Consider the following 15,069-nt stretch of genomic DNA (forward strand, 5'->3'; position numbering starts at 1 on the left):
GAGGCGACGCTCGCGTCGTCGACCGACGACAACGCGGCGAGCGCGCGTGCCGGACCCCGCCGGCCAGAAGGGACTTTGACGACACCCCCTAGGTCTGACGCCCGTACCGCTCGGCCAGCGCGGCGACGGTGTCCGCCAGGGCCCGGCGGAGCTCCGGCGGGGCGAGGACCTCGGCTTCGGTGCCCAGGCGGAGCAGATCGCCGACCGCCACCGCCTGGGATTCGACCTCCAGGTCGACGCGGATCCAGCCCGCCGGGTCCCCCGGCTCGGCGGCCCCGGCCCCGGCCAGGGCCCGTACACCGGCGGCGCCGAACTGCATCGGGAGCAGCCGGCGCCCGCGCGGGGACAGCAGCAGCCGGGCGGTCCCCTGCCGGGTGGCCTGCTCCATGCGGCGCGCGGACTCGGCCCAGTACTCCGCGAGTCCGAAGCCGGCCGGACGCTCGAAGCCCTCCTCCGCGGTGTCCACGGCGAGGAACCGCGAGACCCGGTAGCTGCGTACGCGCTCGTCGGCGGCCCGCGCCACGAGGTACCAGATGCCGCCCTTGAGGACGAGTCCGAGCGGGTGCAGCGGGTGCCCGGTCCGCTCCTCGCCGCTCCAGCGCCGGTAGTGGGTGAGCAGTACGCGCTGGTCCCAGACGGCCTGGGCGATCTGCGCGAGGTGCGGGACCGGGTCGGCATCGCGGAACCAGGCCGGGGCGTCCAGGTGGAAGCGGTCCCGGAGGCGGCGGGCCCGGTCGGCGAGGGCGGCGGGCAGCGCCGCCTGGAGCTTGAGCTGGGCGGCGGCCAGATCGGCGCCGAGGCCCAGGTCCTGCGCGGGTCCGGGCGCGCCGGCGAGGAAGAGGGAGCCCGCCTGGGCGTCGGTGAGGCCGGTGAGCCGGGTGCGGTAGCCGTCCATCAGCCGGTAGCCGCCGGCCGGTCCGCGGTCGGCGTGGACGGGGACGCCGGAGGCGCCGAGGGCCTCGATGTCCCGGTAGACGGTACGGACCGACACCTCCAGCTCGGCGGCCAGTTCGGGTGCGGTCATCAGGCCGCGGTTCTGCAGCAGGAGGAGCAGGGAGAGGAGCCGGTCGGCGCGCATGGGGCCATTGTGTCCGGCAGGCCGTCGCGGCCGGGCCGTCGCGGCCGGGCTGCCGGCATACCTGACAGGAGGTGTCAGGTATGCCGGAGAGGCTGTTCTCGCGCCGGGGGAAACGATCCCGCCCGGCCGTGAACCAGGAGGTCCGCCATGTCCGCCCGTACCACCACCGGCCGTTTCACGTTCGCCGACTGGGAGGAGCAGCCGATCGCCCCGGCCGACTCCACCCCGCGCCTCGCCCGCTCGACGGTCGTCAACGCCTTCGCGGGCGGTATCGAGGCCGGGGCGACCCGGGCCGGCTACACGATCACGTACACCGGGCAGGCCACCGGCTCCTACACCGGTCTGGAGCTGCTGGTCGGCGCCGTCGACGGACGGAAGGGAGCCTTCGTCCTGGAGCAGCGCGGCACCTTCGACGCCTCCGGGACCCGGTGCACGTTCGAGGTGGTCCCCGGTTCCGGTTCGGGCGAGCTGACCGGACTGTCGGGCTCCGGTGCGTTCACGTACCGCCACGGCGACACGTCCGTCGCCTACGAGTTCACCTACGCGGTGGCGTAGACGGCCACGGGGGCGCGGGCCGGCACCGGCCCACGCCCCCGTCGCATCCGCTCCCGTCGGTCGCGCCTACGGCGCGCCGAAGGTCAGCGTCAGCTGCGGCGTCCCCTCGTTGGCCGCCGCCTCGGAGGACCACAGCCACAGCGCGTCCGTACCGGGGCTGGTCAGCGCCAGGCCGTAGCTGGTACCGAGCGCCCCCGCGAGGGCGGCGGTGCTCAGTCCGGTGGTGTGGACCGCCGAGCCGTCCGGGATCGCGGCGAAGCTGCCGAGGGCCGGGGCGCCCGTGGCGGGGCGGTTGTTGTAGGTGGTTCCCGCCTCCGTCCACGCGCCGGTGACCGGGACCACCGAGACCGTGTCCGCCGTACCGGCTCCGCTCATCGTGCTGGTCTTCACGCTCAGGGAGGCCGATTTCAGCACGGTGCCGGCCGGCGCGGCGGGCAGGTTGAAGCGCAGGTAGCTCGCGTACAGCGAGCTGCCCCGTACGGCGAGCGAGGACGAGCTCCCGTAGTTGGTGTCCGGTGCGCCGGCGTTGGCGTAGGTGTCCTCGGCGGCCTGCACCTGGACGACCGAGTCGGCCGGGGCGGTGGCCAGGGCGTAGTGGTTCTGGACCTGGGCCGCGCTCAGGACGCTCGGGTAGACGGCCGTCTCGTCGAGCTGGCCCGCCCAGAATTCACCGGTCGGGAGGTTCGGCCAGCCTCCGAGGCTGTCGCCGCCGGCGTGCCAGTAGCCGGCGTAGTTCTCGTGCGTGGTGACGGCCAGGGTGCCCTTCTGCGCGCCGTCCACGTAGAGGACCATGCCGCCGGGTCCCTGGGTGGCGACGACGTGGTGCCACTTGTTGTCGTTGTACGCGGCGCCGGTGGTGATGGTGCGGGTGGCTCCGGTGTACACGCCGTAGACGAGGCGCCCGTCATTGGTCATGTAGATGTGCTTGTCGTACTGATTGCTGCCGCGCACCTGGTTGTTGCCGAAGCCGAAGAGCTTGCCGCCGCGGGTGGTGTTCGTCTTGAACCAGGTCTCGATGGTGTAGCTGCCGCCGATGCTCTGGCGCTGGTCCCCGTAGACCCGGTTGTCCGTGCCGTTGAAGCCGATCGCCGTGCTCGCGCCCGAGACCGCGCCGGGCGTCTGGCGCAGGGCCGGGGCGTTCAGGTGCACGCCGTTCTGGTTGCCGCCCGCGGAGGAGTCGGCGACGTTCGGCAGGGCCGCGTCGTCGTAGCGCCAGAACAGCTGGGCGCCGTCCGCGCGGACCTGGTTGGGGTACGCGTCGACCGAGGTCGGGACGGTCACGCTCGCGGTCGCCGACAGGGCGCTGGTGTTTCCGGCCGCGTCGGTGGCCGTCACCCGGTACGTGTACGACTGGCCCGCGGCGACGGTGGTGTCGGTCCAGGAGGCCTGCGGGCGCTTGAAGAACAGCGAATCGGCCGTGACCGTGGCGATGGGCGTGCCGGAGCCATTGCGGTGGATCCGGTACGTCAGCGTGCTGTCGTCCAGGTCGAGGCTGGTACGCCAGCGCACCTGCACCTCACCGGGCTTGAAGCTCGCCGCGGTCGCGACGGGGACGGTGGGCGCGCCCGTGTCGCCGGTGGAGGCGAAGCGGGTCAGGCTCTGCTGCGCGGAGCCGTTGACGGTGGTGAACTCGCCTCCCACCCAGAGGTACTGGACGCCGCCCTTGGAGCCGACCGCCATCACGCGCGGGCCGATGCCCTCGCCGATGCCGTCGTTGGTGTCGGGGGCCCAGCCCAGCTTGCCGACGCTGGTCGTCGGCTGCGCGAGGAGGTGGTGGCGCTGCCCGTCCGGGTATTCGCCCACGCTGGAGCAGTCGTGGGCGTGCGAGGCGCTGTAGAGCACGTTCTGGTACGGGAGCACGGCCTGCGTGGCGCCGAGGCAGGTGTCGCGCCAGCGCTGGTTGAAGTCGCTCAGGTTGAGCGCGATCCGGCCGTCGAAGACGCCGCCGCCGGTGCCTTCGTTGGCGGTGTAGAACCCGCTCGCGTCGGTCGCGATGTCCTTGACGACGGAGTTGGTCTCGATGAAGCCCGCGTACGTCTTGGTGAGCGCGCCGCTGGTGGCGTCGACGACGGCCAGCGCGTGCGTGTTCGCGCCGTTGACGGTGAAGAAGTCGCCGCCGAGGACGACGTGGTGGCCGTCGGGGGTGACCTCGACGGCGCGGCCGGGCTCGTCGGCGTCGGCGGTGAAGGGCCGCAGCGCACCGTCGGCCGCGTCGACGGCGGCGAAGCGCTCGCGCGGCTGGCCCGCGACGGTGAGGAAGTCTCCGCCCGCGTAGACGGTGTCCTCCGTGACGGCAAGGGCCCGCACGGTGGCCGCGAAGGCGGGGCGGAAGCCGGTCTTGACGGTGCAGGTCGCCACGTCGATCGCGGCGAGGCTGGAGACCGGGGTGCCGTTGACGGCGCCGAAGTAGCCGCCCGCGTACAGGGTCTGCTTGTCCGGGGAGAGGGTGAGGGCGCGCACGGTGGCGGTGCCGCCGCCGACGGTGAAGGACAGGTGGCAGGAGGTCGGGGCGCCGGTCGCGGCGTCGAGCGCGGCGAAGTTCACCGCGGACTGCTCCGCGGCGCCGGAACCGTCGCCGTCAGGAGGACGGACGGCGGAGAAGGTGCCGCCGACGAAGACGGTGCCGCCCGCCTCGGCGAGGGCCCAGACGACGCCGTTGGGCTGCCAGGTGGACAGTGCGTCGGCGGTGAAGGCCACGGGCGGGGTGACGGCCGCCGCCTGCGGGACGAGGCCGAGGCCCATTCCCGCGCCGGTCCCGGCCAGGGACAGGGCGAGAGCGGCCGCGAACCCTCTGGATCTACGCATGAACCCCCCAGTTCGGTGTCACTGTGCTGTGGTGGCCGAAAACAGCTGTACAGCTGCCGTTCGCGACCGTGCGTACGGGCGCACACTAGGCCCGTTCGCACCCCCGTTCACCCCTCTTGACGCATTGGATGCCAAATTGACGGCCTCCCGGGCCGACGACTCCTTCTCGCCATGATCATTCCTGATGGGGAGGCGGCCGGGGGTCCGCCGGGGCGGACCCCCGGGGTCAGGCGGACGGCAGGGGGCGGCAGAGGAGGGCCGCCGGGCCCGGGCGGGAGGCCGCGCGGGTGGTGAAGGCGATGCCCGCCGCGTATTCGGAGGGCAGGCACTGGCCCTTGTAGTCCCCGTACGCGTACTCGCCGCCGGGGGCCCCGGGCGGGCGGTTGTCGCCGCGGTCGAACCAGAGCGTGCGGCCGCCCGCCGGGAGGGCCGTCCGGCTCGGGGCGCACAGGGCCGCCGAGACCCGCTCGCCGCGCAGGCTGTATCCGATCAGGAACTGACCCGCCGGGCACTGGAACTTCGTATAGCCGCCGGCCCAGTCGCCGCCCGGGGGGACGTACGCCTCGTCGCGCACCACGGTGTGCCCGCCCGTCGCGGCCCGCAGGTCGGAGGTGGCGCACAGGCCGCGGCCGCCCGTGTGGCCGAGTCCGGCCAGCCCGGAGCCGTCGGGGCAGACCGCCTTGCGGGCCCCGTTGTCCCAGTCACCGGTGGCCCGCGTGCGCAGCGAGGCGTTGTGGTCGCGGTGGTCGGTGGTCAGCTGGTACCAGGAGGGGGTGACGGGGATCTGGCCGGTGCGCCCGGGGGTGGCGAGGGCCGTCCACTGCTGCGTGCGCCAGTCGCCCGCGTCCAGTACGCCCGAGCGGCGGCCGGAGGCGTCGTAGCGGAGCATCGCCCAGGAGTCTCCGCCCGGGGCTCCCTGCGCGGTGGTGCTCCAGCCGACGAGCGGCCAGTACGCGAAGTCGACGTCCATGGCGTTCAGATGGCCGGTCAGGTTCTGGAACCAGGCGCGCGGGAGGGCGCCGGTCTCGTCGGCGCCGATGCCGAACTCGCTGACCCAGACGGGCGCGGTGAAGTGGGTGCCGGATTCGGCGGAGACGTAGAAGGCCTGGTCGTAGAGGGTCTGTTCGAGCTGGGCCCGGCTCATGTCCTGGTAGCGGAGGTCGTGGGTCTCGCCCAGGCCGGTCGCGCCGCTGTGCCGGGGGCCGGTGTACCCGTAGAAGTGGGCCGAGTACACGAGCTTGTTGGAGACGACGAGGGTGTGCGACAGGGTGCGTACGGGGGTGAGGGTGGGGCGGCCGTGCGCGAAACCGTCCACGGGGATGCCCGTCCAGTTGATGCCCTCGACCACGATGAGCAGGTTCGGGTTGGCCTCGGCGAGGATCCGGTCGCCCGCCTCCTGGGCCGCCGCCTGCCAGTCGTGGTTGTCGCCGAGCCCCCAGTTGGGGTCGTCGAGCATGTCGCGGCGGACCTCGTTGTAGAGGTCGGCGCCGACCACGCGCGGGTTGTCGCGGTAGCGGCGGGCCAGGAACACCCAGTCGTCCGCCCACTGGGCGGTGGACCGGCCGCTGTTCCAGCGCTCGTTGCCGTCGAGTCCGCAGCACCAGCGGGTGGTGACGGTGTGGTTGTTGAGGATGACGGCGAAGCCCGCGTCGGTCAGCGCGGCGACCACGGCGTCGTAGACCTGGAGCGGGGTGCGGCCGCGCAGCGCCGGGTTGGCGGCGACGGCCGCGTCCGGGACGGGGGCGGTGGTGCGGAGCATCTCGTTGGAGAACGGCAGCCGGATGCTGTTGAGGCCGAGGGCCCGGAAGTCCGCCAGCAGGGTGGCCAGCGGGACCCGGTCGAGCCCGATCGGGATGCCGTTGGAGTTCTGGCCGGCGTGGTGCGTGGCGGGGTCGTTGCGGTCGCCGCTGCCGTTCCACGAGCCCTGGGCGCCGTCCCAGTTGCCGGAGCGGAGCCGGAATCGGTTGCCCTGGGCGTCGACGACGTAGCGGCCGCGGGTGGACAGCGGCGGGGTCCACGCGTCGGCCGCGGGCGCGGAGGCGGACACGGGCGCGGGTGCGCCCGGTGCGGCCGCGGCGGGCGTCGGTGCGGCCACCGCCGGCAGTGCTCCCGCCATCAGCAGGAGTGCGCCGGACAGCGCGCGGATGAGGCTCTTCATGTCGCTCCTGCGAGGGGGGATGGGGCAACTGGCTGATGCCGCGGCCAAGTTACCGGCCGGTCGGCGACCATGGAACCCACATGGGCACCGACTTTGCGCCCACCGCGGCGCGGGCCGCTCCCTTACGTGCGGCCACCCTGGCGAAACGGCCACGCGCGGGGCCGTCAGCGCCTACCGTGCCCTGGGGGGACGGGACCGAACGGGAGGGTGGGCGGATGGACGAGGAAGAGGACATGCGGCTGGCGAGGATGACGCCGGAGATCTCCCGCCGCACCCTCACGATGCTGCGCGGGCTCGCCGGCCTGGAGCCGCCGGAGCAGGTGCCCGAGGACGCGATGATCGTCGCCGACGCGATCCTGGCCGAGCACGGCACCGACGGACTGCGCGTCCTGGTGATGACCCTGGCGGCCTGGGCCACGGCGCAGATCGAGAACGTCGCCGAGCTGAGCCGACGCAGCCACGAGGCGGTCCTCGACGCGATGGAGCTGGCCTGCCTGGAGGCCAACGCCGAGGAATGACCCCTCGCGGGGCGTCGGCGGCCGACTTCCGGGAGTCGGCCGCCGTGGCCTCGGGGGGCGCGTGCGGGGCCGCCCGTGGGGTACTCGAATAACCGGGTGATGCGCCGCGCCCGGATTCGTCCGGGTGTCGGTCACACTGGGGGTAGCGGGGGGCCCTGATCGGAGGCCGTCGTGAGCACACCTTCCCCCATCCGAATCGCCGCCGTCCTCTCCGCCGAGTACCGAGGGCGGCTGATGTCCCAGGCCCGCGAGGTCAATTTCCCCGAGGGTGCGAGGATCTTCGAGGAGGGCGCGCGCGCCGAGTCCTTCTGGATCGTGCGATCCGGCACGGTGACGCTCCAGATCCCGCTGCCCGCCCACCGCCCCGCACCCGTCGAGAACCTCGGCCCCGGGGAACTCGTCGGCTGGTCCTGGCTCTTCCCTCCGTACACCTGGCAGCTGAGCGCCGAGGCGATGACCCCGGTGCGCTCGTACGAGTTCGACGCGACGGCCGTACGCATGCTGATGGACGCCGATCCCGCCTTCGGCTCCGCCATCGGGCACTGGGTCGGACGCGTGCTGGCGCTGCGCCTGCAGCAGACCCGCACCCGGCTGATCGACCTGTACGCCCCGCGCATCGCGACGGCCCGCTAGCGCGCCGGTCGACACCCGTTCCCGGGGGCGGATCCGCCCCCGGGAAATGTTTCAGCGCGTGTGTTCGGCCGTTTCGGCGATCCGCTCCCCCACAGGTCAGCACACCCCCCACCGCTGCGGTCTGCATACATTCGCTTACGATCGGTGACGAAAAATGGGGGTGCGAACGGGCGTTCACGGCCCGTGTCGGCAAGACTCCTGTCCGCTATCCGAAGCAACCACTCAAGGGAGTTCGAAATGCGGTCCATCGCAAAGGGTCTCGGCCTCGGTTCCGCCGCCATGGCGCTCACCGCTCTCACGGCCCTGGCCTGGCCCGGAGCTGCCGACGCCGCACCGTCCGGGGCGGAGAGCCTGTACGCACCCTCCGCCCTCGTCCTGAGCATCACCGCCGGGGAGGACACCACGTACGGCACGGTGATGCGCGCCGTCACGCTGGTCTGCGCGCCGACTCCGGGCGGGACGCACCCGTCCCCGGCCGCCGCGTGCGCAGAACTGCGGGCGAACTCACACCAGTTGGACGCGGTCGCCGCGCCCGGACCGGGCGTCGACTGTACCCGGGAGTGGAACCCGATGACGGTGACCGCGGACGGGGTGTGGCAGGGCCGCCGGCTGAGCTACTCGTACACCTTCGGCAACCCGTGCGGTCTGCGGCACACCAGCGGCGCGCTGTTCGGCTTCTGACCCCGGCACGACACGACCGGCCGGGCGGCGTCGTGCGACCGCCGCCCGGCATCCGGCCCGAAGGCCCGTCCCGCGCCCCGCGCCCCGCGTCCGTCAGCCCAGTTCGAGGCTCGTCACCCCGTACAGCCCGGACAGTTCGACCTCCGGGGCGGGCCCCGTGTACATCCGGGCGGCCTCGAACGAGGGGGCCAGCCCCAAGCCGGCCAGCAGCGCGGTGGCCGCCGGATTGGCGTCGGGCACGTCGACGGCGACCGCCCCGTCGGGGGTGTGCTCCGCGAGCCGGTGCAGCAGGGCGGCCGCGACCTCCGGGGTGGAGGCGTACAGCGGGCCGATCCGGGAGGCCCCGCTGCACGGGCGGATCACGCCGAGCCCCTCGATCCGGCCGCCCCGGACGGCAGCGAGGGCGGTACGGCCCGGCAGCCCGGTCCAGGCGGACAGGAAGGCGTCGCGCCGCTCGGGGAAGAACCGGCGGTCGTAGGCCGCGAGCAGCCCGAAGGGCAGCGAGGCTGCGTCGACCACCTCGAACCCGGCTCCGCCGCCGCCCGAGCCGTTCGGCCGCGGCACCCCCTCGTGGCGGACGTTGTTCCAGGCCGAACGGAACCCGGACTTGCGGTAGTTGTCCTGCTGGTCGACCACCCCGTCCAGGCCGACGAGCCGCCCCTCGAGCCGCTCCATCCCGGCCTGCCACAGCCGGATCCCGTAACCCCGGCCGCGGACGGCGGGACGGGCGATGTAGAAGCCGATGAACCCGAAGGCGGACCCGTACCGCACGGCCGAGATGCAGGCCACCGGCTCTCCGTCGATCCGGCCGACGAGGAAGCCGGCCGGATCGGCGACCGCGAACGCGAAGCGGTCCGAGTCTCCCGGGTTCCACCCTTCCTCGTCGGCCCAGCGGCGGATCAGTTCCATGTCGGCGGCGCTCGCGCCGCCGATCTCGAATCCCGTCATGTCCGGTGTTGTACCAGACGGCGTACGGGCGGTCAGCCGGCGCAGATCACGTCGTCCAGCTTGATCGGCCGGGAGTCGAGGCGCACGTAAGCGGTGAAGGTGTCGGTCTGGTCCGCGGACCAGTGGGTGGTGACGGTGGCCCAGCCGACCCCGGCCGACTGGGCGACGGTGACCGCGCCGACCACGATGTCCCGGGGCTCGTTCTGGGCGCAGAGCAGCACGTCCGAGCCCGGGGAGTGCGCCTGCTTCTCCTTGAGCTGCTGCGAGACGAGCTGGTCACGGTCGCCAGCGGAGGGGCCGTGGTGGCCGTAGAAGGAGGTGAGGAAGGTGCTGATCTCGGAGGCGGTGTGCCGGTGGCGGGCGCCGACCGGGGTGGGGTCGGCGGCGGCCACCGCGGGGGCCTGGGCCGACAGGGCGAGCAGGGTCAGCAGCAGGGCACCGAGGCTGTACGGGGTGGTCTTCATGCGGGATGTGTAACCGCCGGGCGTCTTCACGGGCAGGGGTGGGCCGCGGATCTCACTCCTGTGGGGGGCGGGATTCACCGCAGGAAGGGCCCTCTCGGACGCGTCGGGGCGCGCCGGCAGGCGTCGGGCCTTAATGCGGTCGCGGTCGCGGACCGGCCGTACGTAAGGTCGGGACCATGGGGAAGCCGCTTGTCGCAGTGTTCAGTGGGGCCGGGATGTCCACCGATTCCGGGATTCCGGACTACCGGGGGCCGCAGGGCTTGTGGCGCCGGGATCCCGAGGCCGAGAAGCTCGTGACGTACTCGTACTACATGGCGGATCCGGAGATCCGGCGCCGCGCCTGGCGGATGCGCGCCGAGGTCGGGGCCCTCGGGGCGCAGCCGAATGCCGCGCATCTGGCCGTGGCGCAGCTGGAGCGCGCCGGTACCCCGGTCCGGGTGATCACGCAGAACGTGGACGGACTGCACCAGCTCGCCGGAATGCCGCCGCGCAAGGTGTTCGAGCTGCACGGGAGCGCCCGGTCGGTGGTCTGCACGGCGTGCCACGCCCGGTCGGGGATGGACGAGGCGCTGGCCCGGGTCGCCGCCGGGGAGCCGGACCCGGCCTGTCTGGCCTGCGGCGGGATCCTCAAGTCGGCGACCGTGATGTTCGGCCAGCGGCTCGATCCCGAGGTGCTGGCGCAGGCCGTGGCCGTCGCCAAGGGCGCGAACGTGTTCATCGCCGTCGGGACGACGCTCCAGGTGCAGCCCGCCGCCTCGCTGGCCGGGATGGCCGCCGAGGCGGGGGCCCGCCTGATCATCGTGAACGCCGAGGAGACCCCGTACGACTCCCTCGCCGACGAGGTGATCCGCGAGCCGATCGGGACCGCCCTCCCGGCCCTGCTGGCCCGCATCGGCGGCCTCGGCTCCGACACGCCCTAGGGGGTGTCCGCAAAGTCCCGCCTGCCCCGCGGAGCCCGGCGCTACTTTGCGGACACCCCCTAGCCGGCGTCGGCCGCCCGGCGCATCTCGGCCACGTCCAGCTTCTTCATCTTCATCATGGCCGCGGTGGCGCGGGTGGCCCGCCCCGGGTCCGGGTCGGTGATCAGGTCGATGGCGCCGGGCGGGATGACCTGCCAGGACACCCCGAACTTGTCCTTGACCCAGCCGCAGGCGGATTCCTGGCCGCCGTCCTTCGTCAGCTCGTCGTAGTAGTAGTCCGACTCCGTCTCCTCGGCGCAGTGGATCTGGAACGAGATGGCCTCGGTGAAGGGGAACTGCGGGCCGCCGTTGAGGCCGATGAACTTCTGGCCGTTGATCTCGAACTCGACGACCATCACGTCACCGGCCCGGCCCGGCCCCGCCTCGTTGTAGTAGCCGGTCCGTCCGATCTTCCCGTCCTTGAAGACGGACACGTAGTAGTCGGCGGCGGCCGCCGCGTTTCCGTCGAACCACAGGCACGTGGTGAATCCGTTGCTGCTGCTCATGACTGCCTCCAGGCGGGTGCGTGGTCGAGTCCGTGCGGTGGGGCACCTTCTCGCTCCTATACAGACCGGCCCCGGGCCCGAAATTCATCGGTGGGCCCGGGGCCGGTCTGCAACGCGTCCTGATTGCACTCCAACGGCTTACACCGCGGGCTTGGCCGCCAGGGAGAGCATCCGGTCGACGACGCGCTCGGCGGCGCCGCCGTCGTCCAGGTCGCAGAACTCGGCGCGGAACGCGGCCCGCGCCTCCTTGAACTCCGCCCCGATCGCGTCCACGCCCCGCACGGCCTCGATCAGGCTCGCCGAGTCCGCGAGCAGCGGGCCGGGGGCCTTCGCCTCCAGGTCGAAGTTGAAGCCGCGCAGCGTGGTCCGGTAGTGCTCCAGGTCGTACGTGAAGAGCAGGATCGGCCGGTCGGTGAGCGCGAAGTCGAACAGCGCCGAGGAGTAGTCCGAGATCAGCACGTCGGCGACGAGCAGCAGGTCCGTCGCGTCGTGCCAGCGGGACACGTCGATGACGAAGCCGTCGCGGACGGAGTCCCGGACCTGCTCGGTCACGTGGTGGTGGCCGCGGACCAGCAGGACGTGGTCCTCGCCCAGCTCGCGGCGGGCCGCGTCCAGGTCGATCTGCAGGTCGAGCTTGTAGCCGCCCGACCAGCCCTCGCGGTTCTCGCGCCAGGTCGGCATGTAGAGGACGACCTTCTTGCCCTCGGGCAGGCCGAGCCGGCGGCGGACCTCGGCGATCCGCTGCGCGTCGGGCTTGACGAGCGCGTCCGTGCGCGGGCTGCCGGACTCGATGACCTCGCCCTGGTAGCCGAGGGCGCGCTTGAGCAGGGGCGTCGCGTACGAGCTCGGGGAGGCGAGCAGCGACCACTGGGCGCTGTCGTGCTCCAGGCCCTCGAGGATCTCGGGGCTCGTGTAGTAGTCGTGGATGAAGTCGTGGCCGATCTCCTTGATCGGCGTCCCGTGCCAGGTCTGCACGACGACCTGGCCGGCACGGCGCTGGAAGCGCCGCGGCACGTTGTCGTTCACGACGTAGTAGCGGGCCCGGGCGAGGACCTCCCAGGCCTCGGTGCTGTCGTACTGCACGGCGCGGGCGGTCGGGGGGACCTCGGCGCGGCCGTCGCGGACGAGCCAGACGTGGTCCAGCTTCTCGCCGCGGCGCAGCAGCTCCTCGTGGATGGCGCGGGGCGCGTCGCCCGTGCCGTTCCCCTGGTGGGTGTCGTAGACGGCGATGTCCTTGACCGGCAGGGCGCGCTGCGCCGGGTAGGTCTCGTAGCGGGTGACGCGCTGGGCGTACCGGGACCGGTCGTGCGGGCTGAGCAGCGGGTCGGCGACGAGCACCATGCGGTCGTAGAAGCGGGCCTCGACCCGCATCCGGCGGCCCTCGACGGTGATCGCGTGCGGTCCGGCGTGCAGGGCGGTGGGCGCGAACTGCACGGGGGCGCCGCGGTCGACGCCGAGCAGGCCCGCGGTGGTGCCGGCCTGGGCGAGCGGGCGCAGGGTGGGCCACCAGCGGCCCTTCGGCAGCGTGGTGCGGCCCGCGTAGGACTCGGGGAGGACGGGCTCGAAGGTGGATTCGAAGCGCTCGCCGTCCCGGGTGACCGGGTAGCTGAACTCGGTGCCGTGGGCGTCGTGCAGGACCAGCTCGTACGGCTCGTCGACGGGCGCGACGAACCGGCCCTTGACGGTGAGGGTGCCGTCCTGGCCGGTGACCGAGTCGACGAGCGGCGGCGAGGGCTGCACGGAGAGGGTCAGGTGTCCGGTGTTGCCGCGCTTGGCGAAGAGGGCGCGGCCGGCGTCCCCGCCGGCCAGGGGCACGACCAGGCCGGCGAAGCCGCCGCGCTCGTCGTGCGCGAGGCGGTGCTCGGAGCCGTCGGCGGCGACCACCGTCAGGCTCCACGGCTCGGGGGTCCACTCGCCGGGCTCGCACTCGGCGTCCGGTACGGCGGCCAGCTCGGCCAGCGGTACGCGCACGGTGAACGGGATCCGGCCGGCGCCGCCGGAGCCGCTCGCGGCGGCGGTCTCCAGGGGCAGGGTGAGGACGGCTGCGGTGGAGACGTGCTCGGCGCGCAGGGTGGCGCCGGCGCCGATCTCGGCGGCGAGCTCGCCGGACACCTCGACGGCGTCGTCGCCGGAGGGGCGGACGTCGAGGGCGCGGGCCCGGACGGTCTCGACCTGGATGGTGAGGGCGCCGGTGGAGTTCGGGACGATGCGGACGTCCGGGGTCACCCAGTGCGCGGGCGGGTTCTGGCCGGAGTCGGACTCGCCGCCCTTGAGGCGCGCGCGGTGGAGGCCGCCGGCGCCGGTGACGGCGACGGAGGTGGTCCATATGCCGTCGATCCACTTGCCGCCCGACTGGAAGGCGGTGGGGTCGACGACGGCGGTGAAGCCGGCCCAGTCGGCGTGCCGCAGCGCGAGGTGCGGCGCGTTGACGGTGGCCATCGGGGAGGCGACCGTACGGGCGGTGACGACGGTGCGGCGGCGCTTGCCGCCCTCGCGGAAGACGAGCATCTTGCGCGAGCCGAGCCGGCTCTCCGCGCCGAGGTGGCCGGGCAGGGCGTAGCCGCGCAGCAGCAGCTTGCCGTCGCTCCAGACGGCCTGCTCGAGGCGGCTGACGACGCGGCGCTCGCGCGGGCCGAGGGTGAGGATCTTGGCGGGGACCGGCGGACGGCCGTGCAGGAACGGGTAGTCGGCCTGCGGGCGGGCCAGCCCCTTGACGGGGACGCTGTAGGAGTAGTCGCTCTGGTGCTGCGTGAGGGCGATGAAGTCCTCGACGCGGCCTTCGCGGGCCAGGTAGGCCTTGAGGCGGTCGGCGACGGTCAGGTCGGACCAGGGGGCGGTGCCGATCTCGCGGACGAGGCCGCCGACCTCCTTGACGAAGGCGGCGCGGAAGTCTGCGCCGCCCTCACCGACGTACTTGTAGATGAGCGGGAGTTCCTCGCTCAGCACGTTGTAGTCGTAGTCGCGCAGGTAGCGGACGTACTTGGCGCCCTCCTTGGCCTTGAGGGCCTCGCGGACCAGGCGGACGGAGGTGACGCGGTCGATCAGGGAGACCGGGTCGGTGGAGCGCTGGGTGATGGAGCGCTCGCCGGTCTCGCGCACGCGCCAGTGGTAGACGCAGTCGCTGAGGATGTCGACGCTGGAGGCGAAGTAGTGCGCGGGGATGCTGACGGGGGCGTCCTCGTAGAGGATGCCCTCGGGGTACTGGAAGCCGTGCTCGTCCCAGAAGGTGCGCCGGTAGACCTTGTTCCACGCGGTGCGGTCGGTGACCAGCGCCGGGAACTTGGAGATGTGGGTCTTCAGCTGCGTCTTGGCGAAGGCGGCCCGGTGGCCCCAGGACTGCTGCATGCCGACGGAGCGGAAGCGCTTCACGTTGCCGCCGGCGAAGTCCGAGCCGGTCTCGTCGAGGGCGGCGATCAGGCGCTCGTACGCGTAGTCCGGCATCGTGTCGTCACTGTCGACGAAGGCCAGGTACTCGCTGTCCTTGGAGGCGTGGCGGGCGCCCACGTTGCGGGCGGCGCCGAGTCCGGCGTTCTCCTGCATGACGACCCGGAAACGCTTGTCCCGCGCGGCGAAGGCCTTGGCGATGACGGCGCTGGTGTCGGTGGACCCGTCGTCCACGAGGATGCACTCGAAGTCGTCGAACGTCTGGGCGGCAATGGACTCCAGGCACTCGTCGAGATAGAGCTCGACGTTGTAGACGGGGACGACGATGCTCAGGCGCGGGGGCATGGGTGGCGGGTTCTCCAGCGTTTCAAGCTATTTCG

Annotated in this window: 12 protein-coding genes; 5 read left to right on the top strand and 7 right to left on the bottom strand. The window is 72.9% G+C overall.

The genetic code is table 11. The features are described from left to right. Nucleotides 1–88: 88 nt before the first annotated feature. The gene (locus tag ACFYZS_RS39570) at nucleotides 89–1,078 is read right to left on the bottom strand and encodes a helix-turn-helix transcriptional regulator (RefSeq protein WP_389024173.1); all 990 of its coding nucleotides are present in this window, start codon (nucleotides 1,076–1,078) and stop codon (nucleotides 89–91) included. A 147-nt stretch (nucleotides 1,079–1,225) separates the two neighbouring features. Between ACFYZS_RS39570 and ACFYZS_RS39575 the strand changes: the two genes are divergently transcribed. Continuing rightward, on the top strand, nucleotides 1,226–1,633 hold the full coding sequence (locus ACFYZS_RS39575; RefSeq protein WP_389024176.1) for a DUF3224 domain-containing protein: 408 nt from the start codon (nucleotides 1,226–1,228) through the stop codon (nucleotides 1,631–1,633). Between the two features lie 66 nt (nucleotides 1,634–1,699). On the opposite strand, the gene ACFYZS_RS39580 is transcribed toward ACFYZS_RS39575, so the two are convergent. Together ACFYZS_RS39580 and ACFYZS_RS39585 are read right to left on the bottom strand one after the other, a co-directional pair. After that, on the bottom strand, nucleotides 1,700–4,438 hold the full coding sequence (locus ACFYZS_RS39580) for a DNRLRE domain-containing protein (protein ID WP_389024179.1): 2,739 nt from the start codon (nucleotides 4,436–4,438) through the stop codon (nucleotides 1,700–1,702). A gap of 226 nt (nucleotides 4,439–4,664) precedes the next feature. After that, a complete protein-coding gene (locus tag ACFYZS_RS39585; protein WP_389024182.1) occupies nucleotides 4,665–6,596 on the bottom strand; it encodes a glycoside hydrolase family 5 protein in 1,932 nt (643 codons plus the stop codon). A gap of 215 nt (nucleotides 6,597–6,811) precedes the next feature. Between ACFYZS_RS39585 and ACFYZS_RS39590 the strand changes: the two genes are divergently transcribed. The 3 genes from ACFYZS_RS39590 to ACFYZS_RS39600 all read left to right on the top strand — a co-directional run bounded on the left by ACFYZS_RS39590 (nucleotide 6,812) and on the right by ACFYZS_RS39600 (nucleotide 8,428). Further along, nucleotides 6,812–7,114: a hypothetical protein gene (locus ACFYZS_RS39590; RefSeq protein WP_030157868.1), complete on the top strand. Its 303-nt coding sequence runs from the start codon at nucleotides 6,812–6,814 to the stop codon at nucleotides 7,112–7,114. 171 nt (nucleotides 7,115–7,285) lie between these two features. Then, a complete protein-coding gene (locus ACFYZS_RS39595) occupies nucleotides 7,286–7,747 on the top strand; it encodes a Crp/Fnr family transcriptional regulator (RefSeq protein ID WP_389024185.1) in 462 nt (153 codons plus the stop codon). 237 nt (nucleotides 7,748–7,984) lie between these two features. Beyond that, nucleotides 7,985–8,428, top strand: a complete 444-nt coding sequence (locus tag ACFYZS_RS39600; RefSeq protein ID WP_030157864.1) for an SSI family serine proteinase inhibitor — start codon at nucleotides 7,985–7,987, stop codon at nucleotides 8,426–8,428. A 93-nt stretch (nucleotides 8,429–8,521) separates the two neighbouring features. Here ACFYZS_RS39600 and ACFYZS_RS39605 read toward each other — a convergent pair whose 3' ends face one another. Together ACFYZS_RS39605 and ACFYZS_RS39610 are read right to left on the bottom strand one after the other, a co-directional pair. Further along, entirely contained in the window at nucleotides 8,522–9,376 is an 855-nt protein-coding gene (locus ACFYZS_RS39605) for a GNAT family N-acetyltransferase (RefSeq protein ID WP_389024188.1), read from the bottom strand. A gap of 32 nt (nucleotides 9,377–9,408) precedes the next feature. Then, nucleotides 9,409–9,840, bottom strand: coding sequence for a hypothetical protein (locus ACFYZS_RS39610; protein ID WP_389024191.1), 432 nt, complete (start codon nucleotides 9,838–9,840; stop codon nucleotides 9,409–9,411). 176 nt (nucleotides 9,841–10,016) lie between these two features. Here ACFYZS_RS39610 and ACFYZS_RS39615 point away from each other — a divergent pair, with 176 nt between their 5' ends. Further along, nucleotides 10,017–10,760, top strand: coding sequence for an NAD-dependent deacetylase (locus ACFYZS_RS39615; protein ID WP_389024194.1), 744 nt, complete (start codon nucleotides 10,017–10,019; stop codon nucleotides 10,758–10,760). A 59-nt stretch (nucleotides 10,761–10,819) separates the two neighbouring features. Here the strand turns inward: ACFYZS_RS39615 and ACFYZS_RS39620 are convergent, their stop codons facing one another. Beyond that, nucleotides 10,820–11,305: a VOC family protein gene (locus ACFYZS_RS39620; protein WP_389024197.1), complete on the bottom strand. Its 486-nt coding sequence runs from the start codon at nucleotides 11,303–11,305 to the stop codon at nucleotides 10,820–10,822. Between the two features lie 138 nt (nucleotides 11,306–11,443). After that, nucleotides 11,444–15,034, bottom strand: a complete 3,591-nt coding sequence (locus tag ACFYZS_RS39625) for a CDP-glycerol glycerophosphotransferase family protein (protein ID WP_389024200.1) — start codon at nucleotides 15,032–15,034, stop codon at nucleotides 11,444–11,446. Nucleotides 15,035–15,069: the final 35 nt, after the last annotated feature.

Origin of the sequence: Streptomyces sp. NPDC001903 (assembly GCF_042891345.1) — a bacterium.
Taxonomy (GTDB): domain Bacteria; phylum Actinomycetota; class Actinomycetes; order Streptomycetales; family Streptomycetaceae; genus Streptomyces.